The organism is Paracidovorax valerianellae (genome assembly GCF_900102625.1).
GTDB classification, from domain to species: Bacteria; Pseudomonadota; Gammaproteobacteria; order Burkholderiales; family Burkholderiaceae_C; genus Paracidovorax; species Paracidovorax valerianellae.
In genome coordinates, this window is record NZ_FMZC01000018.1 from 65,484 (window position 1) to 83,915 (window position 18,432).

The 18,432-nt window shown below is 59.0% G+C and carries 20 protein-coding genes; 17 read left to right on the plus strand and 3 right to left on the minus strand.

Annotated elements, in window-relative coordinates:
• The first annotated feature begins 23 nt into the window (after positions 1–23).
• The 10 genes from fliI (at position 24) to fliR (ending at position 7,710) form a co-directional block, all read left to right on the plus strand.
• Positions 24–1,382, plus strand: coding sequence for a flagellar protein export ATPase FliI (gene fliI, locus BLT03_RS20865; RefSeq protein ID WP_245711491.1), 1,359 nt, complete (start codon positions 24–26; stop codon positions 1,380–1,382).
• Between the two features lie 21 nt (positions 1,383–1,403).
• Positions 1,404–1,877: a flagellar export protein FliJ gene (fliJ, locus tag BLT03_RS20870; protein WP_092745697.1), complete on the plus strand. Its 474-nt coding sequence runs from the start codon at positions 1,404–1,406 to the stop codon at positions 1,875–1,877.
• A 143-nt stretch (positions 1,878–2,020) separates the two neighbouring features.
• The gene (locus BLT03_RS24930) at positions 2,021–3,256 is read left to right on the plus strand and encodes a flagellar hook-length control protein FliK (protein WP_245711486.1); all 1,236 of its coding nucleotides are present in this window, start codon (positions 2,021–2,023) and stop codon (positions 3,254–3,256) included.
• A 246-nt stretch (positions 3,257–3,502) separates the two neighbouring features.
• Positions 3,503–4,084, plus strand: a complete 582-nt coding sequence (locus BLT03_RS20880) for a flagellar basal body-associated FliL family protein (protein ID WP_245711487.1) — start codon at positions 3,503–3,505, stop codon at positions 4,082–4,084.
• Positions 4,085–4,102: 18 nt separating this feature from the next.
• The gene (fliM, locus tag BLT03_RS20885; protein ID WP_092745698.1) at positions 4,103–5,107 is read left to right on the plus strand and encodes a flagellar motor switch protein FliM; all 1,005 of its coding nucleotides are present in this window, start codon (positions 4,103–4,105) and stop codon (positions 5,105–5,107) included.
• Entirely contained in the window at positions 5,097–5,537 is a 441-nt protein-coding gene (gene fliN, locus BLT03_RS20890; protein WP_092745699.1) for a flagellar motor switch protein FliN, read from the plus strand. The genes fliM and fliN overlap by 11 nt, the downstream gene beginning before the upstream one ends.
• A gap of 13 nt (positions 5,538–5,550) precedes the next feature.
• A complete protein-coding gene (locus tag BLT03_RS20895; RefSeq protein ID WP_092745721.1) occupies positions 5,551–5,910 on the plus strand; it encodes a FliO/MopB family protein in 360 nt (119 codons plus the stop codon).
• Positions 5,903–6,664, plus strand: coding sequence for a flagellar type III secretion system pore protein FliP (fliP, locus tag BLT03_RS20900; protein ID WP_092745700.1), 762 nt, complete (start codon positions 5,903–5,905; stop codon positions 6,662–6,664). The genes BLT03_RS20895 and fliP overlap by 8 nt, the downstream gene beginning before the upstream one ends.
• Before the next feature lie 9 nt (positions 6,665–6,673).
• Positions 6,674–6,943 (plus strand): flagellar biosynthesis protein FliQ, encoded by a 270-nt coding sequence (gene fliQ, locus BLT03_RS20905; RefSeq protein WP_092745701.1) that lies wholly within the window; start codon positions 6,674–6,676, stop codon positions 6,941–6,943.
• On the plus strand, positions 6,940–7,710 hold the full coding sequence (fliR, locus tag BLT03_RS20910) for a flagellar biosynthetic protein FliR (RefSeq protein WP_092745702.1): 771 nt from the start codon (positions 6,940–6,942) through the stop codon (positions 7,708–7,710). The genes fliQ and fliR overlap by 4 nt, the downstream gene beginning before the upstream one ends.
• A gap of 16 nt (positions 7,711–7,726) precedes the next feature.
• Here the strand turns inward: fliR and BLT03_RS20915 are convergent, their stop codons facing one another.
• Both BLT03_RS20915 and BLT03_RS20920 read right to left on the minus strand, forming a co-directional pair.
• Complete coding sequence (locus tag BLT03_RS20915) at positions 7,727–8,356, minus strand: response regulator (protein ID WP_092745722.1); 630 nt, start codon at positions 8,354–8,356, stop codon at positions 7,727–7,729.
• On the minus strand, positions 8,356–9,477 hold the full coding sequence (locus BLT03_RS20920; RefSeq protein ID WP_092745703.1) for a hybrid sensor histidine kinase/response regulator: 1,122 nt from the start codon (positions 9,475–9,477) through the stop codon (positions 8,356–8,358). Before BLT03_RS20920 ends, BLT03_RS20915 begins: the two co-directional genes overlap by 1 nt.
• Positions 9,478–9,637: 160 nt before the next feature.
• Between BLT03_RS20920 and BLT03_RS20925 the strand changes: the two genes are divergently transcribed.
• The 7 genes from BLT03_RS20925 to BLT03_RS20955 all read left to right on the plus strand — a co-directional run bounded on the left by BLT03_RS20925 (position 9,638) and on the right by BLT03_RS20955 (position 16,118).
• Positions 9,638–10,084: a hypothetical protein gene (locus BLT03_RS20925; protein WP_092745704.1), complete on the plus strand. Its 447-nt coding sequence runs from the start codon at positions 9,638–9,640 to the stop codon at positions 10,082–10,084.
• Positions 10,085–10,135: 51 nt separating this feature from the next.
• Positions 10,136–10,498 carry a response regulator gene (locus tag BLT03_RS20930; protein WP_092745705.1) on the plus strand — a complete coding sequence of 121 codons (363 nt, stop codon included), beginning with the start codon at positions 10,136–10,138 and terminating at the stop codon, positions 10,496–10,498.
• Positions 10,499–10,538: 40 nt separating this feature from the next.
• Positions 10,539–12,683 carry a chemotaxis protein CheW gene (locus BLT03_RS20935; protein ID WP_092745706.1) on the plus strand — a complete coding sequence of 715 codons (2,145 nt, stop codon included), beginning with the start codon at positions 10,539–10,541 and terminating at the stop codon, positions 12,681–12,683.
• Between the two features lie 32 nt (positions 12,684–12,715).
• Entirely contained in the window at positions 12,716–13,207 is a 492-nt protein-coding gene (locus tag BLT03_RS20940; RefSeq protein ID WP_092745707.1) for a chemotaxis protein CheW, read from the plus strand.
• A 101-nt stretch (positions 13,208–13,308) separates the two neighbouring features.
• Complete coding sequence (locus tag BLT03_RS20945; protein ID WP_092745708.1) at positions 13,309–14,196, plus strand: CheR family methyltransferase; 888 nt, start codon at positions 13,309–13,311, stop codon at positions 14,194–14,196.
• Positions 14,197–14,220: 24 nt separating this feature from the next.
• A complete protein-coding gene (gene cheD, locus BLT03_RS20950; RefSeq protein ID WP_092745709.1) occupies positions 14,221–14,982 on the plus strand; it encodes a chemoreceptor glutamine deamidase CheD in 762 nt (253 codons plus the stop codon).
• A 23-nt stretch (positions 14,983–15,005) separates the two neighbouring features.
• Positions 15,006–16,118, plus strand: a complete 1,113-nt coding sequence (locus BLT03_RS20955) for a protein-glutamate methylesterase/protein-glutamine glutaminase (protein ID WP_092745710.1) — start codon at positions 15,006–15,008, stop codon at positions 16,116–16,118.
• 23 nt (positions 16,119–16,141) lie between these two features.
• Here the strand turns inward: BLT03_RS20955 and BLT03_RS20960 are convergent, their stop codons facing one another.
• Positions 16,142–18,028 carry an ATP-binding cassette domain-containing protein gene (locus tag BLT03_RS20960; protein WP_092745711.1) on the minus strand — a complete coding sequence of 629 codons (1,887 nt, stop codon included), beginning with the start codon at positions 18,026–18,028 and terminating at the stop codon, positions 16,142–16,144.
• Positions 18,029–18,432 lie beyond the last annotated feature (404 nt).

Consider the following 18,432-nt stretch of genomic DNA (forward strand, 5'->3'; position numbering starts at 1 on the left):
CGGACAGCGCCTGGAGCCAGTTCATGGCGGATGCGCGGGCCCGCGTGGCGCAGGGTGCGCCGCTGGAAACCCGCGGAACGCTCACCCGGCTGACGGGGCTGGTGCTCGAGGCTGCCGGCATTCGCATGCCGGTGGGTTCGCAGTGCATGGTGAAGATGCCTGGGCACGAACCGGTACTGGCGGAAGTGGTCGGGTTCTCGGCCGATCGCGCTTTTCTGATGCCGGCCGGCGATATCCATGGGCTGTCGAGCGGGGCGAGCGTCGTTCCTGCGGCCGCTTACGTGCCCCAGCCTCGGTTGGGCGAGAGCCGCCGGCCATCGCCGACGGCCGGCGTGCTGCGTCTGCCCATGGGCGACGGGTTGCTGGGGCGTGTGGTGGATTCGCAGGGCGTGCCGCTGGACCATGGCGGTGCCGTGCTGAACGTGACTTCGGAGCCCATGGACCGGCGCCAGATCAATGCCATGGACCGCGATCCCGTCCGGGAAACGCTGGACACGGGCGTGCGGGCCATCAATGCGTTGCTCACCGTCGGGCGCGGCCAGCGCCTGGGGTTGTTCGCAGGTTCTGGCGTGGGCAAGAGCGTGTTGCTGGGCATGATGGCGCGCTATACGCAGGCCGATGTGATCGTCGTCGGCCTGATCGGCGAGCGCGGCCGCGAAGTCAAGGAATTCGTAGAGGACATCCTCGGTGAGGAAGACCGGGGCCGCGCCGTCGTGGTGGCTGCGCCCGCCGATGCGCCGCCCCTGTTGCGCATGCAGGGTGCAGCCTATGCCACGGCGATCGCCGAGCACTTTCGCGATAAGGGCAAGCACGTGTTGCTGCTCATGGATTCGCTGACCCGCTACGCCATGGCGCAGCGCGAGATCGCTCTGGCCATCGGGGAGCCACCGGCCACGAAGGGCTATCCCCCCAGCTGCTTCGCCAAACTGCCTGCGCTCGTGGAGCGCAGCGGCAACGGATTGCACGGAGTGGGCTCGATCACTGCCTTCTACACGGTGCTCTCCGAAGGCGATGACCAGCAGGACCCGATCGCCGACGCTGCGCGCGCCATTCTGGATGGGCACATCGTGCTGTCCCGCGCGCTGGCGGAAACGGGGCATTTCCCGGCCATCGACATCGAACAATCCGCCTCGCGCGTGATGCACAACGTCGTTTCGCGCGAACACTTCGAGTTGGCGCGGCGGTTTCGCGCGGTGTATTCGCGCTACCAGAAGAGCCGCGACCTCATCCAGGTCGGCGCCTACATGAGCGGCTCCGACCCTGCACTGGACGAGGCGATCCGCCTGCAGCCGGCCATGGCCGACTTCCTGCAGCAGAACATGTTCGAAGCGGCTCCCATGGGCGAAAGCCTGGGGTTCATGGCCTCGGTGGTCAACCATTGATGGGCCTGGGGTGATCCTTCCATGTCTTCCTTGAATGCGTTCCTGGTGGCGGTCGAGATGGCCGAGCGCAAGCGCGACGAGGCGCGGCAGGTGCTGCAGGACGTGCAGCGGGCGCGCCAGGCATCGCAGGCGCAGCTCCAGCAGCTGGAAGGCTATTCGCTGGAAACACAAGGCCGTTGGGGCGCACAGGCCGACACTACGGTGAAGCCCGAGGTCATGTACCACCACTATCAGTTCATGGACCGGCTCGCGCACGCCATCGGGCTGCAGACCGGAGTGGTGGGCGATCAGTCCGGACGTGTCGAGAACGCCACCCGGGCCGTGCTGGAAGCCGAATTACGGCTGGCGGCACTGAAGAAAGTGGTCGAAAAGCGGCGACTGGAGATGGACAGGCTCCAGGCGCGCCGCGATCAGAAGCAAACCGACGAGCGCGCAGCGCTGCAGTTCGGCAAGGAAAACGCAACCCAGGGCCATCAGGGGCCGCAGGAGTGGTGAACATGGAACCAACACGCATCAACAGCTCGCATACCGCCCACGAAACGCGCGGTGCCCGCGCTGCCGGCAAAGCGGGCACGTCAGCACAAGACGGAACGCAGCAGGCAGCAGGGCAGGGCGGTTTTTCTCTTCTGCTGGCTGCCATGGATACCCAGGCCACGGATGTTGCTCCCGGGTCGCTGACTGCCGATGCCGGCGCCGGGCTTTCCCCTTTGTCCATGACGGCCGATGCTGCTGCCTTGCCTGTGTCCGGCGACCCGGCCACGCTGGCTGCCCTGCAAGGGGCATTGCCCGGGCAGTTGTCTGTTCAGGCACAAGGCGCCCTGCCGGCGCAGGGCAGTGCGTCACAGGGGATCGTGGGCCAATCGCTTTCCGCGGCTTCGCTGGCGAGCATCAGCACACCGTGGCACACCGCGTTCAGCAGTTTGATGGATTCCGGCAGTCTGGTGGGGCAAACCGCGTGGATGGACCGAGCCACGGACTTGTCCGATGCACCTGCGCCGACAGCGCCGGGCGCCGCGCCGTACAAAGGACTGCAGGCGAGGCTTTCCTCGGCTGCTGGTTCTGCCATGGGCCTGGATACCACTGGGGGCGCTGTGGGTGCATCAGCCCTGCGCAGTGCATTGGGGAAAGAAGACAGAAAGCTTTCGTCGGCAGAAATGCCCAGTGTGTTGGCCTCGGCCGTCGCCTCCATCGCGCCCGATCGGCGTGACGGTGCTGGCGCGGCTGGTGGTCCCGCGTTTGCGCGGGGAACCAGCGATGCCTTATCGCCCGCTCCTGTCGCAGGGGTGTTGGCAGAGGCGGTGGCGTTTCGCTCGGAGCGCGGCGGCGAGCAGGGCTCTGGGAATCCGTCGTCACAGGGCGGCGCTTCCGGCGCCGAGGGCGGCATGGGCTTTTCCATGGGCGATGCGCCGATCGCTACGGACGGCACCGGCGTACTGGCTGACCCTTCGCAAGTGGGGGCGGAAGATCAGATTGCAGAGCAGGTTGCGTACTGGGTCCACCAGAACACGCAGAACGCCGAACTCACTATCGACCGCGACGGCCAGCCGGTGGAGGTCATGGTTTCGCTGTCCGGCAATGAAGCGCATGTCACATTCCGCAGCGACCAGGCCCAAACGCGCGAGTGGTTGGACGCCAGTGCAGCGCAGTTGCGGGATCTGCTCCGCGGCGAGGGGCTGGAGTTGTCCGGCGTGACCGTGGGCCAATCAGGCAGCGAGGGCGCCAGCGCTTCGGCGGGAGATGGCCGCCGCTCGCCGCCGGATCGCGATGGTACTGCCCGCCACACCCAGGTCCAGGCGGCCACAGGTGTCAGCGTAAACGGCCTCGGCATGAAAAGTACGGCAGCCTCTACCAGAGCCCTGGACGTGTTCGCCTGAGGCTGCAGGCGGGTTGCGTTCTTGGCCGGCTGAGCGTCACGCGTTACAAAATCGTGGCGACGGTTCTGGCACCGGTTCAGAGGTAGCGCCGGCCCTACGTGGCTGAAAGCCATGGTTTTGGGCTTTTATTCTGGCTATTATCGAAAGCCAGGGCGCCCAATAATGGGGCCATCGAGCGAAGTGCGCCGCATGTGCTGCCTTTGCTGTGCCGCCATTTCCTGAATTTGTTGCGCAAGGAACCCCAACGTGTCTGCCAATCCTGCCGCCGCAGCGCCGCCCAAGGCCAAGAGCAAGAAGATGCTCATCATCGGTGTGGTCGTTGCCCTGCTGGTCATTGCTGGCGGGGCGGCTGCCTGGTTCGTCATGAGCAGCCGCCATGCTGCCGACGACGAAGAAGGGGCCGAGGCCAAGCCGCATGCCCCGGCTGCGCCGAAGGTGGCGCCCACGTTCTTGCCGATCGACAACATGGTCGTCAATCTGGCGGACCCGGGTGGTGAGCGGTTTGCGCAGATCGGCATCACGCTGGAACTGGCCGATGCCAAAACCGCAGAGCAGGTCAAGCTCTATCTGCCGAGCATCCGCAGCGCGGTGCTCATGCTGGTGTCGCAGCGCACCTCCGAAGAACTGCTGGGACGTGAAGGCAAGGAAAAGCTGGCGACCGACATCCGGCGTGAAGTCTCCAAACCCCTGGGGTTCACGGTGCCCAAGCCCCGCAAACGCCCGGCCAGCCAAGAGGCCGAAGACGAGGAAGAAGCGCCACGCGCCAAGCCCGCTGCCGATACGAATCCCGTGCGGCAGGTCCTTTTCTCCAGTTTCATCATCCAGTGACGGCGACGGGAGACTGCCATGAGTGATTCATTTCTGTCGCAGGAAGAGGTCGATGCCCTTTTGGAGGGTGTCACCGGCGAAAGCCAGAAGTCGGTCGAGGAAGTGGCCGAGACCGGCGCGGTTCGCAATTACGACATTTCCAGCCAAGAGCGGATCGTGCGTGGCCGCATGCCGACGATGGAAATCGTCAACGAGCGGTTTGCACGCAACTTCCGAATCGGCCTGTTCAATTTCATCCGCCGCAGTCCGGAAATTTCGGTCGGAACCGTGTCCGTGCAGCGTTACAGCGCTTTTCTGCGCGAACTGGCGGTGCCGACCAATTTCAACATCGTTGCCATCCGTCCCCTTCGCGGCAGCGGCCTCATCGTGTGCGAGCCCTCCTTGGTGTTCGGCATCATCGACACTTTGTACGGCGGCGTGGGCAAATTTCAGACGCGCATCGAAGGGCGGGATTTTTCCCCGACCGAGCAACGGGTCATCAACCGTTTGGTCGATGTGATCTGCGCCGAGTACAAGAAGGCGTGGCATGGCATTTATCCGCTCGACCTGGAATACCAGCGCTCGGAAATGCAGCCCCAGTTCGCCAACATCGCCACGCCCAGCGAAATCGTGGTGTCTACGGCGTTCCAGCTTGAAATCGGCGACCTGTCCGGCGCGATCCATATCTGCATGCCCTATGCGACGCTGGAGCCCATTCGCGACGTACTGTATTCATCCACCCAGGGCGACTCCATCGAAGTGGATCGCCGCTGGGTGCGGGTGCTGACCCGCGAGATCCAGGCCGCCGAGGTGACGCTGGTGGCCGAACTGGCCAAGGCCGATGCCACGGTGGAACAGTTGTTAGCCATGAAACCGGGCGATTTCATCGAGCTCGACCGGGAGCCTCGCATCCTCGCCTCCATCGGAGGCGTACCTATCTTCGAGTGCCAGTACGGCACGCACAACGCGAAATACGCCATCCGCATCGAGGAATGCCTGCGCAATTCCGACATGAGCTGGTTGGGAGAAAAGAATGTCAACTGAAGGCGATAACGACAACAAGGATGCCAGCGCGGACGATCCGTTCGCAGGCTGGGCCGAAGCGCTGGAAGAGCAAAAGCGCACCGACGAACCGGGCACTGCCGATCAGGGCGGACCGTTGGCGGGCGACCCCATACGACCTTTTTCCGGCAACGCCGACTCTCCGGTCAATGACATCAACATGGTGCTGGACATTCCGGTTCAGCTGTCGGTGGAACTGGGCCGAACCAAGGTGCCGATCAAATACATCCTCCAACTGGCTCAGGGCTCGGTGGTCGAGCTGGATGCGTTGGCGGGCGAACCCATGGATGTGCTGGTCAACGGCTACCTGATCGCCCAAGGCGAAGTCGTGGTGGTGAACGACAAGTTCGGTATCCGCTTGACCGATGTGGTCACGCCTTCAGAGCGCTTGCGAAGGGTCAGCCGTGGATAGCGCAGGCGGCAACATGACGCAGACGCTGGTCATCGTCGTTCTGTTCGTGGCGGCTATTGCGACGCTGCCTTGGTGGATTCGGCGCCTGCAACAACGTCATGGCGTTGGACTCGGGGCCGCAGCCACTGCGGCCTCCAAGGTCGTGTCGACGGTTGGCATCGGTCCGCAGCAGCGTGTGATCACCGTGGAAGTGGGCCCGGAACACCAGCGGACCTGGTTGGTCCTGGGCGTAACGGCCCAACAGATTCGATGCCTTCACGTGATCGATCCCTCATCCGCGCGGGTCAGCGCCGGAACCGTGCCAACCGCTTCCTTTGCGGAGGAGGTTGCCGCAGCCCGGTTGAGAGAGCAAGAGGCGCCCCGTAATGTCTGATCGCTTGCGCGCCTGGAGCACCTGGGCGGTAGCGGCCACAGCGACGGCGGCTGCCCCCGCGGCGTTTGCACAGGCAGCGGCAGGCTCGTTGCCCGTGCTGGTGGGAACCGGCAATGCCGGCGCCAGCTATTCGGTGCCCATCCAGACGCTGCTGTTTTTTACGGCGCTGTCGTTTCTGCCGGCCGTACTGCTCATGATGACGGGGTTCACCCGCATCGTGATCGTGCTATCGCTGCTGCGCCAGGCCATCGGGACGCAGTCCGCGCCGCCGAATCAGGTGATCGTGGGGTTGTCGCTTTTCCTCACGTTCTTCGTGATGGGGCCGACCTTTGATCGCGTGTACCAGGATGCTTATGTGCCTTACACCGCGAACACCATCACGTTCGAGCAGGCCCTGGAAAAAGCGGAGGCACCCATGCGGACTTTCATGCTGAAGCAAACGCGTCAGTCTGACTTCGCCCTGTTCGCACGCTTGGCGAAGTTGCAGCCTGGCGCCACGGCTGAAACGGCACCCTTGCGTGTGCTGGTGCCGGCGTTCGTGACCAGCGAACTCAAATCCGCGTTCCAGATCGGGTTCATGATCTTCATCCCCTTCCTCGTCATCGACATGGTGGTGTCCAGCATTCTGATGTCGCTGGGCATGATGATGCTGTCCCCCGTGCTGGTCGCGTTGCCGTTCAAATTGATGTTGTTCGTGCTGGCCGACGGCTGGAACCTGCTGATCGGTTCTCTCGCCGCCAGCTTTGCAACCTGAGGAGTGCGCATGACCTCGCAGATGGTTCTGACAATGGGGCGCGATGCCCTGACCCTGCTGCTCATGATTTCGATGCCGGTATTGGGCGCCGTGATGGTGGTGGGCCTGCTGGTCAGCATCTTTCAAGCCGTCACCCAGATCAATGAGGCGACCTTGGCTTTCGTGCCCAAGTTGATTGCGGCCATGGTGGTGTTCGCCATCGCCGGTCCCTGGATGATCACCTCGCTGGTGGACTTCATTCGCAGAACCATCGAATCCATTCCTTCGGTCGTGTCGTGATCACCTTTTCAGAGGCGCAACTGGTGGCATGGCTGTCACCGATCTTGTGGCCTTTCTTGCGCATCCTGGCCATGTTCATGGTGGCGCCTGTGTTTTCGATGCGTGTGATACCGATGCGCGTCAAGATAGGGCTGGCCTTCCTCATTTCGGTGTGCGCGCAGGCCGCGTTGCCCGAACAGCCGGTCATCAGCGTCAACGGCCGTGAAGCGCTCGGTGCGGTGGCGCAGCAACTGGCGGTGGGCGCCGCCATCGGTTTTGCGGTGCGGCTCGTGTTCACCGCTGTCGAGCTCGCGGGAGAAGTCATCGGCCTGCAAATGGGGTTGAACTTTGCCTCGTTCTTCGATCCTTCCAGCAACACGCAGGTGAGTGCCGTGGCCCGCTTTTTCGGGCATATGGCCATGCTGCTGTTCGTGGTGATCAACGGGCATCTGATGGTACTCATGGCCGTGGTGAAGAGTTTTGACAGCTTTCCCGTGGATGGCCATTTCATGCAGGCGCTGGGCCAACTGCGTTTGCACGATCTGGGTGCGTCGCTTTTCTCCAGCGCTTTGTGGATCGCGTTGCCCATGATCGCGCTCCTGCTGTTCGTGAACATGGCGATGGGGATCATTTCGCGCGTTGCGCCCCAGATGAATATCTATGCCGTTGGTTTTCCGGTCACTCTGACGGTGGGCCTTTTAGGCATTGCCGCAACGCTGCCCATGCTGGAGCAACCGGTCATGGCCTTGATGCAGCAGTCCATCGACCTCTTCGCTTCGCAGCGGTAGCGCAGCGCCCGGCCATTCAGACGAGTTGATTGCGAATGGCGTAAACCGTCAACTCTGCGTTGTTCGAGAGCTTGAGTTTTTCCAACACGCGAGAGCGATACACGCTGACTGTCTTGGGGCTGAGCATAAGTTCTTCCGCAATGTCGGATAGGCGCCTGCCGGAGGCGATTTTCACCAGGGTTTGCAACTCCCTTTCCGATAGAGCTTCATGCGGCAACTCGGGGCTGGGTTGCGCCAAGCTGTCGGCAAGCATCTGCGCCACCTCGGGGGTAAGGTACTTGCGCCCTTTCATCACGGTTCGAACCGCTTCGATCAGCTCCACGGGATCTCCCGCTTTGTTGGCATAGCCCTGCGCCCCGGCACGCAGGCAGCGCAGTGCGTATTGGTCCTCCGGATACATCGATACGACGAGAACTTTCACGGCGGAGTCCGTCTCTCGAAGACTGGCCAATACCTCCAGGCCACTGCGGCCCGGCATGTTCAAGTCGAGCAGCAGCACATCGCAGGGGGCTGTGCGCAAGACATCCCGCAATTCAGAATAGCCGCCGGCTTCGCCAGTGACCTGGATATCCGGCGCCTCCGACAGCGTGTCGCGAATGCCCCGTCGCAGGACTGCATGGTCATCGCAAAGTACGACCTGAATCATCATGGCGCCTCCTCCTCCGAAATATTCTGGGGTGTCAGCGGCACTGACAGGATGACAGCCGTGCCACGGCCCGGATGGCTGCTGATGTCGAGCCAGCCCCCGACGATGCGTGCTCGCTCTTGAAGACCTTTGAGCCCGAAAGATTTGGGTTTTTCCCGCATGGCAGGCTCCATTCCGCGGCCATCGTCCGTGACTTCCAACGTCAGCACGCCCTCGCTGTCCGACAAATCTACACCCACCTGCCTAGCATCGGCGTATTTAAAGACATTGGTCAGTGCTTCCTGCGCGGTGCGATAGGCCACGAGTTGAATGGCCGCATCCACATGAATGGTGTCTTTGCTGGTGTGTACCCTGGTGGGAATACCGGTGCGTCGCTCAAAACTCTCGGCCAACCATTGCACTGCGGCGACCAGACCCTGGTCCAGGATAGGAGGCCGGAGATTCATCATGATTCTCTGGCTGGCTTCGATCGCGTGCTGCAGCATCTCTGTCGCTGCTGCAGCGTGGGCCTGGGTGCCGTCATCTTTCGCATGCCGGCTGATCCAGCCTACATCGAAGCGGACCGCGCTCAATGCGCCACCGATGTCGTCGTGAATCTCGCGGGCTATCGCGGCGCGTTCCTTTTCAATCGAGCTCTGCAGATGTTCAGTGAGTTCAGCAAGCCTTCGTTCGGATGCCGCCAATTCAGCGGTGGCCTGCTCACGAGCTCGCCTGGCCTCATGCACTTCGATGGCACGATCGATGACGTGGGGCAGCCTCGACATGTCGTCCTTGAGAAGATAGTCGGCAATACCCAACCGCATGGCATCGACTGCAGCCGCTTCTCCGATGGCTCCGGAAAGCAACACAAATGGAGGATGGCGCTCCCGTTGCGCCACCAGACGCCAGGCATCGAGCGCGGTAAAGCCTGGCAGCCGGTAGTCCGCAAGGATCAGATCGAACGACGCTGCCTCTAGCTGCTGTATGAACGTATCAAGGGTGTCTACGTGGTGGATTTCATACACCACGTTGGCGCGGCGCAACGTAATACAGGCCAACTCATGATCCGCTACAGAATCTTCTAGATGCAGGATGCGCAAGGGTCGATCCGTTACTCCTGATGTCATGGGGAACGCTATCATAGGATACATATTGGAACAAACAAGGGTGTTTGTCCCCTGCGGCGGTCACCGACGAAAGCCGTGAGAATGGTTTGCATGGACGTGTTGCTGATGACTTCGTCACCAGCGTCTTGGATTGGATTTTGTGTGCCTTGCAGCCGCTTGCAGCTCTGGAGAAACGATGCAATCTACGCTAACTAGCCCTGGCGGCCCAGGGGTTCAGGTGCCAGTCATGGTGGCCGCAGAATTGCAGGATTCGTTGTTGGTTGTCATGCATGATCTACACCGTTTGGAAGGCCTCCTCAGCCACGCCACCGACAATCTACTGGCGCGTTTCGGCGAAGCCAATGGCGCATTGACCGATGACGTGGTGGGTAACTCCGCCGAATTGGCCGCTCTGCGAACCGCTTTGCGCAGCGCGGTGACCGAATTGCAATTCCAAGACATGGCTTCCCAATTGATCTGGCACACCACGAAGGTGCTCCAGGGCTGTGCTTTCCGCTTGGCCTCCGAAGCCATGGGCACAGAAGAAGGCGAAGAAGCCGCACCTTTCGCCGAAATGGCACCCGACCGTCCCAATCCTGTCACGCAGAGCGAAATGGACGCAGGATCTATTGACCTGTTCTGAGCACGCGCCCGTAACCGGTTACTTTATATATTCAAGTGAGTGGAGCCCTACATGCAATCGATTCTCGCCGTTGATGATTCACCGTCCATGCGAAAGATGGTGTCCTTCACCCTGACTGGGGCGGGGTATCACGTGGTGGAGGCGGTGGACGGGCAGGATGCGCTCGAGAAGGCCGAAACCCATGACATCCATCTGGTGCTGGCTGATCAGAACATGCCAAGGCTCGACGGAATCGGCTTGACCCGAAAGCTGCGTGAGCATCCCCGGTTCAAGACCATTCCCATTCTGATTCTCACCACGGAATCGAGCGATCAGATGAAGCAAGCCGGACGCTCCGCAGGTGCCACGGGATGGCTTGTCAAACCTTTTGACCCGAACCGCCTGATTGAAGTCATTCAAAAAGTGATTCGTTAACGCAATCGCGCGCAGATAACTCAAGTACTGGAGCCCCTAAATGGCGGATACCTACCAAGAAGGCGCGGGCGGCGGCGCGGACTTCGATCTCAGTCAGTTCTATCAAATCTTTTTCGAGGAGGCGGGCGAAAACCTGGATCAGATGGAGCACATGCTTCTGGATCTGGATCTGAGCGCTGCCAATGATGAAGAGCTGAACGGAATATTCCGATGCGCCCACTCCATCAAGGGTGGAGCGGCTACATTCGGATTCTCCGACGTAGCGGAGTTGACCCACCAGATGGAGTCGCTGCTGGATCGGTTGCGCCGCCATGAACTCCAGCCTATTCCACAGATGGTGGATGTACTGCTGGAGTCTGCCGATGCATCCCGCAGCTTGCTGGCACGCCACCAGGCGGGCGGTCAGGGCGAGGCGGTATCTACCGCGGAATTGGTCCGCCGCATCAGCGATTTGGCGGCTGGCAAGGTTCCTGAGGAATCCGTAGCGATCGCTGCCCCACCGCCGCCAGCGCCGGCACCTGCGCCTGCTGTGGCTGCACCTTCTTTCTCTGCTGCGGCACCTGTACCAGGAAGTGCGCGATCGCTGGAGATCCGGATCGGTCCGCTGGACAGATTGGAGCAGGCCGATGCCATCAAGGAATTGTTCCGCGATATTCCAGGGCTGGGTTCGATCCGCGATGTTCCTTCCGCTGAGTCGGGTTTCCGGTTGTTTGCGGTCGAAACGACTTCGACCAACGACGATCTGTTGGATCTGTTTGCATTTCACGTGTCCAAAGATCAGGTCAAGATCAATGGTGAGGGCGTAGGCGCGGAGGCAGACCCGGATCCTGAGGCGGCTTTGCTGCACGGAGTGGGGTCAGAAGCATCTGCTGAAGCACCCTACGGATTCTTCAACGGTTCTCCTGGAATGCCTGGCGATCAAGCAGTGGTGCCGGCGGGCAATGTAGCGGACGTGCCTTCTGCCAAGCCTGCCAATGCGGCCCGTGCTGCAGAGCCGAAGGCCGTCAGCCAAGCGCAGATGGAGTCCACCACCATTCGTGTGGCGGTGAACAAGGTGGATCAGCTGATCAATCTGGTCGGCGAGTTGGTGATCACTCAGGCCATGCTGGCCCAAAACAGCCGGGGACTCGACGCTGGGGCCTACCAGCAATTGCTTGCAGGGCTGGCCGATCTGGATCGCAACACACGTGACCTGCAGGAATCGGTGATGTCGATCCGCATGATTCCCATGTCGATCGTTTTCAGCCGCTTTCCGCGAATGCTCAGAGATTTGGCGAACAAGCTGGGCAAGAAGGTGGAGATGGTCACGCTGGGCGAGGCCACGGAACTGGACAAAAGCCTGGTTGAGAAAATCACCGATCCTTTGACGCACTTGGTTCGCAACAGTTGTGACCATGGCATTGAAATGCCGGCGGATCGGCTTGCCGCAGGCAAGTCCGAGCATGGAACGATTACGCTGTCGGCGTCCCATCAAGGGGGTTCCATCGTGATCGAAGTGCGGGATGACGGCCGAGGCTTGTCACGCGAGAAAATCCTGCGCAAGGCCAGAGAACGCGGCCTGGACGTGTCTGATCAGATGACAGACGCAGATGTGTGGGGACTGATCTTTGCGCCTGGTTTCTCTACTGCCGACGAGGTCACCGATGTGTCGGGGCGCGGTGTGGGCATGGATGTGGTGAAGCGGAACATCGCGGCGCTCAACGGTTCGGTGGAAGTCGACTCCGCGGAGGGGTACGGAATGCGCGTTTCCGTCCGGCTGCCTCTGACGCTGGCCATCATGGATGGCATGTCGGTCGGGGTTGGAGAAGAAGTCTACATTCTTCCTCTTTCTTCAGTCGTCGAGTCATTCCAGGTCAATCCGGATGACGTCAATACCGTTGCGCAAGGCTCCCAACTCGTCAAGGTTCGGGATGAATACATGCCGGTCATTGCGCTGGAGAAAACCTTTCAGGTTCCTCGCTTGGACCAGAACAAGTCCAGCAACATCATGGTGGTGGTAGAAGCGGACGGCAGCCGGGTCGCTTTGTTGGTGGATGAGTTGCTCGGTCAGCACCAGGTGGTGGTCAAGAATCTGGAAACCAACTATCGCAAAGTTCCCAATGTGTCGGGTGCCACCATTCTTGGCGATGGCACTGTGGCGCTGATCCTGGACACCGGTGCCTTGGTGCGACGTGCTCGTCACTGAACCCGTGACCCATTGATTTAAGGAGAGCCCTCATGGCTGGAGTGATGGAAAAAACCAATGAAGCGACTGTCTCTGGCGCCCGGGAGTATTTAACCTTTAGGCTCGACCAGGAAGAATATGGAATCGACATCCTGAAAGTGCAGGAGATTCGAGGCTATGAGCCGCCAACGCGCATTGCGAACGCGCCAGATTTCATCAAGGGCGTGACAAATCTGCGTGGCACCATTGTTCCCATCGTCGACATGCGTCTGAAATTTAGTTGTTCCAAAGCGGAATACAACAGTTTCACAGTCGTCATCATTCTGAACTTGCGCAATCGGGTTGTGGGAATCGTAGTCGACTCGGTGAGTGACGTAATGGAGTTGGCGTCTGATCAGATCCGTGTTGCTCCTGACGTGGAAAGTACGATCGACAGCAACTGCATTCTTGGCTTGGGATCAGTGGGTGAACGCATGCTGATCCTGCTGGATATCGAAAAGCTGATGGCCAGCATGGACATGGGTCTGGTCTCTTCCAACGACTGAGATAGACAGGCCGGCATTGCGCAACCTGCGAAGGCTTGAATGACCTGCCCTGTCAGTAAAACTGGCATGCGAACCACCGAACTTGTGAAGTGAAAAGCAACATGCGCCAGACCTCCAGTCACTCTCCTTCTGCACGAGGCGCAGTTGAATCACCGAGCGCAGCGACATCGGGGCCGTTGGCGCAGGGACGAGAGTTCGTCTGGACCAATGCAGATTTCTCACGCGTTCAGGCATTGATTTACCAAAGGGCAGGCATCAGCCTGCACGACGGTAAACATGCAATGGTGTACAGCCGCCTATCTCGTCGGTTGCGCGACACCGGCCACACGAGTTTTCACGAGTATCTGAGTTGGTTGGAGACCCACGACGGTCCCGAGTGGCAAGAGTTCGTCAACGCTCTGACGACCAATCTCACTGCTTTTTTCAGAGAGCAGCATCACTTCGAGATTTTTGCCAATCTTCTTCGTACACGGCCGGCTGGCCCGTGGAGCGTCTGGTGCAATGCTGCTTCCACGGGTGAAGAGCCATATTCCATCGTCATGACGGCGATGGAGTCGTTGAGCAGCCATAACGCATTCAAGTTGACGGCTAGCGATATTGATTCCCGCGTGTTGGCTACTGCTGCAGAAGGCGTATACCGGCTTGATAGCGTGAAAGGTCTAAGTGCCGAACGCCTCCAGCGATTTTTCCTCAAGGGGAAAGCCTCCAATGCGGGCTTTGCCCGCGCCAAGCCGGAGTTGCGTCGAAGCATCGACTTTTTGAGCGTGAATCTGATCCGCGACGACTGGCCCTTTCGAGAGCCGTTCGACGTCGTTTTTTGCCGCAATGTCATGATTTATTTCGATGCGCCCACCCAGCGCAAAGTGCTGGAGCGTATCCACCGCGTGCTGAAACCTGGAGGCATGCTGTTTGTGGGACATGCCGAAAACTTCAGTGAGTCACGTGATCTTTTTACTCTGCGCGGCAAGACCGTGTACGAGCGCCGTTGAACGGACAGTCTTGTAAGAAGCCCCATGACCAATACCCGACCTGGCTTTCCTCCTCCCGCTGGTGCGCCGCCTTCTGCCCTTGGGGGTGGCGTTGAGCGTCGGCGTGCTCCACGGATCGCTCCGCTGAGTGCTGATATCTATACCGGAACGTCAGCCGCAGTTACGAAACAGTCCAGCCTGGCAGAACTCAAGTCACAGTCCCGTCGCCCGGGCGAGGCTTCATTTTTTTTCTTCGATCATCATTTTCAGCACAACGCAGTCAAGGTGCTCCCAGGCGAGTACTTCGTATCGGATGAAAATTTGGTCATCATGACCGTTCTCGGTTCGTGCATTGCAGCTTGCCTTTGGGACAGCCGCAGCCGAATCGGTGGTATGAACCATTTCATGCTCCCAGACGGAGATTCTTCGGATGTGTCTGGTCGCTATGGTTCCTACGCCATGGAACTTTTGATCAATGAAATGCTGAAGCTGGGCGCGCGGCGAGAAAGTATGCAGGCCAAAATTTTTGGAGGCGCTCAAGTGATGCACAACTTCACGACCATGAACGTTGGAGAGCGCAATACGAGCTTCGTGCTGAATTACCTGCAGACGGAGCGCATACCGATCGTTTCGGAAGATGTGCTCGACATCTATCCACGCAAGGTCGTCTTCTTTCCCGTGACGGGTAAAGCCATGGTCAAGCGTCTCGCCCATGCGCACCCCGAGACGCTGGTGGAGCAAGAGGTTCGAGGCAATGCTGCGACCGTGGCGAAGGCCACCGCCGGCGGGTCGGTTGACCTCTTTTGAGAAATGAACAAGGACACGAGGGAATGAGCAGGAAGATCCGAGTGATCGTGGTGGACGATTCGGCGCTGGTGCGTAGCCTGCTGGCTGAAATCATCAATCGCCAGCGTGATATGGAGTGCATTGGAACCGCCAATGACCCATTGATTGCACGAGAAATGATTCGGGAAATGAATCCCGATGTCATTACGCTGGACGTTGAGATGCCGCGCATGGACGGTATTGACTTCTTGGGTCGCCTCATGAGGCTGCGCCCCATGCCCGTCGTCATGATTTCCACCTTGACCGAGCGAGGTGCCGAGGTGACGATGAAGGCACTGGAACTCGGTGCTGTGGATTTTGTGGCCAAACCCCGGGTTGGTTTGTCCACTGGATTGAATGAACTGGCAACGCAGATCGTCGAGAAGATTCGTGTCGCGGCAGTTGCGAGGGTACGAAGGGCCCCTGTTCAGGATTCGGCTCGCGCTCATTCTCCGGCCATCTCTACGCCGGACGGCTCCCACGCTCCAACCCATACAACGACACTTCTGGGCCGCCTGTCCACCGAGAAGTTGATTTGTATTGGCGCGTCTACCGGCGGAACTGAGGCTATCCGCGAAGTGTTGATGCAAATGCCTGCGGACTCGCCTGCGATCGTCATTACCCAGCACATGCCGCCTGGCTTCACAACGAGTTTTGCCGCAAGACTCAACGGTCTATGCCAGATCACCGTGAAAGAGGCGTCGAGTGGAGAGCGGATTTTGCCGGGTCATGCATACATCGCACCCGGCGGAAAACAATTTCACCTTGCCCGCAGTGGAGCCAACTATGTTGCCGTTGTCGACGATGGGCCTCCTGTCAACAGGCATAAGCCATCGGTAGAGGTTTTGTTCAAGTCGGCGGCTGCTGTAGCAGGGCGCAATGTCTTCGGCATCATGCTTACGGGTATGGGAAATGACGGAGCTGCCGCAATGCGAGAAATGAAAGACGCGGGTAGCTATAACTACGTGCAGGATGAGGCCAGCTGCATTGTTTTCGGCATGCCTCGCGAAGCCATCGCTCATGGTGCTGCGGACGAGGTATTGCCCTTAACGCAAATTGCATCAGCATTGATTGCCCGGCTGCGGGGAGCGACGGACCGATTGCACCATCGCATCTGATCTTCGGCTCCTCACTGCTTGAATCAAGCACCCAAAGCAGTCCAACGCTCCAAGGAAAGCATCAACTGTTTTTCGATCTCGCCTTCGCGAGCATGGAGCGATGCAGCTTTAGCGCCGTCTTTTACATACAAGGAACCATCTGCCAATTCCGCTTGGATGGTTTGCTGTTCTGCTTCAAGCGCAGCGATTTGCGTGGGAAGTTGTTCTAGCTCTCGTTGCTCCTTGTAGCTCAGCTTCTTTTTCGCTTGCTGCTCTGGCTTCTTCAGTGATTCCGTCACGACCGGCCCGGCAGAAGCTTTCGCGGTAGTCGGGGCAATGGCGTTGAGTGCTCGGCTACGACGCGATTGAGTAAGCCAGTCTTGAACCCCTCCTTCGTATTCTCGCCAAAGCCCATCTCCTTCGTAAGCAATGGTGCTGGTGACCACGTTGTCTAGGAAGGTCCGATCGTGGCTTACCAGAAATACCGTGCCGTCGTACATCTGAAGCAACTCCTCGAGCAGGTCTAGCGTATCGATGTCGAGATCGTTCGTGGGCTCGTCAAGTACCAGCACGTTGGCAGGACGTGCGAAGAGGCGTGCTAGCAACAACCGGTTTCGTTCGCCCCCCGAAAGAGATCGCACCGGAGAATGTGCGCGAGCTGGAGAGAAGAGAAAGTCCCCGAGATAGCTTTTGACGTGTTTACGCTGGCTACCAATTTCAATCCATTCGCTACCTGGACTGATGAAGTCCTCAAGGGTTGCATCTAAGTTGATGGAGTGGCGCATCTGATCGAAGTACGCGACCTGTAACTTGCCACCTCTCCGAACCGTACCTTCATCGGGCGCTAAGTCGCCGAGGATGAGTTTTAGAAGCGTGGTCTTTCCAGCCCCGTTAGGGCCAATCAAGCCGACCTTGTCGCCACGCAGGATCGTCCCAGTGAAGCCTTTGACGATCGCTTTATCGCCAAAAGATTTTTTGACATCTGAGAGTTCAGCGACGATTTTTCCTTGGTAACCGTTCTGTGCGCCTGATGCGAGGTCCATTTTTACGCTGCCTAGCACTTCTCTTCGAGCATTGCGATCAGCACGTAAAGCTTCAAGGCGCCCAATGCGACTCTGGCTCCGGGTTCTTCGTGCCTCGACCCCTTTTCGAACCCAAACTTCTTCTTGTGCAAGTAGCTTGTCAGCTTTTGCAGAGATGACTGCCTCTTGCGCAAGTTGCTCACTTTTTTGAATAACGTATTGAGCAAAATTTCCTGGATAGGAACGAAGATGCCCCCGGTCAAGCTCGACGATTCTTGTGGCTACTCTGTCTAGAAATGAGCGATCGTGCGTGATGGTGATCACACTTCCCTTGAAATCGGTCAACAAGTCTTCAAGCCACTCAATTGAGTCCAGATCAAGATGGTTGGTAGGCTCGTCAAGCAGTAGCACGTCGGGACGGGTAACTAAAGCTTGGGCGAGCGCCACTCTTTTCCTCGTGCCCCCAGACAGAGTGCTCACGATGGAATCGGCATCCAGGCGAAGGCGCTGAAGGGTCTCTTCCACTCGTTGCTCCCAGTTCCATGCGTCGTACGCTTCTATCTGGGACTGCAAAACATCGAGATCCAATCCAGGTTCGCCAGAAAGATATTTCTCTCTCAGCTGCGCGACCGCCTGTAGCCCTTCGGACACAGCGGCAAAAACACTGGCACTCATCTCGAGCGCAGGCTCTTGTGCAACATAAGCAACTCGAAGGCCTTGCTGAAGCTGCATGGCTCCGTCATCAGGTTTGGCAAGGCCGCCTAGGATCTTCAGCAGTGATGACTTCCCAGCGCCATTGCGCCCGATGAGTCCGACACGCTCACCCGCCTCCAGAGAAAATCCAGCATGGTCTAGTAGTGCAACATGCCCAAAGGCCAGTTGGGCGTCAAGTAAGGTAATAAGTGCCATAGCTCAATTATCCGGGCTAGCTTTAAATGTCTTCGCTCTTACGCCATGAGAGCCGAAATAGACATCTTCCTGTCATCGAATTCCTACGTTGCAGGGGTTTGTGGTCTATACTAGCGGGCTTGGCAGGAGGGAAGGGCGATGCAAGTTGTCTGGAGTGTCTGACAAGAAAGGTTGGTTTTGAGTTGTGGCCGGGTAAAAATTCGGTATATAATTCGAGGCTTCGCTGGTTGGGTTGATTGCTGAAAGTGGCAGTTGATCAAAAAAGCGAAAGACCTTCAAGTTTGACAGGACTTAAAAAAACCTGTTAGAATTCGAGGCTCTGCTGATTGCGGTAGAGTTTGAAACAAAGAAGAAATTCTGGTTTCGGTTCCTTAAAAATATACAGCCGATAAGCGTGGGCGTTT

Coding starts and splice junctions, on each gene's coding strand:
- fliI (WP_245711491.1), top strand. CDS start 24: ATGGCGGATGCGCGGGCCCGCGTGGCGCAGGGTGCGCCGCTGGAAACC.
- fliJ (WP_092745697.1), top strand. CDS start 1,404: ATGTCTTCCTTGAATGCGTTCCTGGTGGCGGTCGAGATGGCCGAGCGC.
- BLT03_RS24930 (WP_245711486.1), top strand. CDS start 2,021: ATGGATACCCAGGCCACGGATGTTGCTCCCGGGTCGCTGACTGCCGAT.
- fliM (WP_092745698.1), top strand. CDS start 4,103: ATGAGTGATTCATTTCTGTCGCAGGAAGAGGTCGATGCCCTTTTGGAG.
- fliN (WP_092745699.1), top strand. CDS start 5,097: ATGTCAACTGAAGGCGATAACGACAACAAGGATGCCAGCGCGGACGAT.
- BLT03_RS20895 (WP_092745721.1), top strand. CDS start 5,551: ATGACGCAGACGCTGGTCATCGTCGTTCTGTTCGTGGCGGCTATTGCG.
- fliP (WP_092745700.1), top strand. CDS start 5,903: ATGTCTGATCGCTTGCGCGCCTGGAGCACCTGGGCGGTAGCGGCCACA.
- fliQ (WP_092745701.1), top strand. CDS start 6,674: ATGACCTCGCAGATGGTTCTGACAATGGGGCGCGATGCCCTGACCCTG.
- BLT03_RS20915 (WP_092745722.1), bottom strand. CDS start 8,356: ATGATTCAGGTCGTACTTTGCGATGACCATGCAGTCCTGCGACGGGGC.
- BLT03_RS20920 (WP_092745703.1), bottom strand. CDS start 9,477: ATGATAGCGTTCCCCATGACATCAGGAGTAACGGATCGACCCTTGCGC.
- BLT03_RS20925 (WP_092745704.1), top strand. CDS start 9,638: ATGCAATCTACGCTAACTAGCCCTGGCGGCCCAGGGGTTCAGGTGCCA.
- BLT03_RS20930 (WP_092745705.1), top strand. CDS start 10,136: ATGCAATCGATTCTCGCCGTTGATGATTCACCGTCCATGCGAAAGATG.
- BLT03_RS20935 (WP_092745706.1), top strand. CDS start 10,539: ATGGCGGATACCTACCAAGAAGGCGCGGGCGGCGGCGCGGACTTCGAT.
- BLT03_RS20940 (WP_092745707.1), top strand. CDS start 12,716: ATGGCTGGAGTGATGGAAAAAACCAATGAAGCGACTGTCTCTGGCGCC.
- BLT03_RS20945 (WP_092745708.1), top strand. CDS start 13,309: ATGCGCCAGACCTCCAGTCACTCTCCTTCTGCACGAGGCGCAGTTGAA.
- cheD (WP_092745709.1), top strand. CDS start 14,221: ATGACCAATACCCGACCTGGCTTTCCTCCTCCCGCTGGTGCGCCGCCT.
- BLT03_RS20955 (WP_092745710.1), top strand. CDS start 15,006: ATGAGCAGGAAGATCCGAGTGATCGTGGTGGACGATTCGGCGCTGGTG.
- BLT03_RS20960 (WP_092745711.1), bottom strand. CDS start 18,028: ATGGCACTTATTACCTTACTTGACGCCCAACTGGCCTTTGGGCATGTT.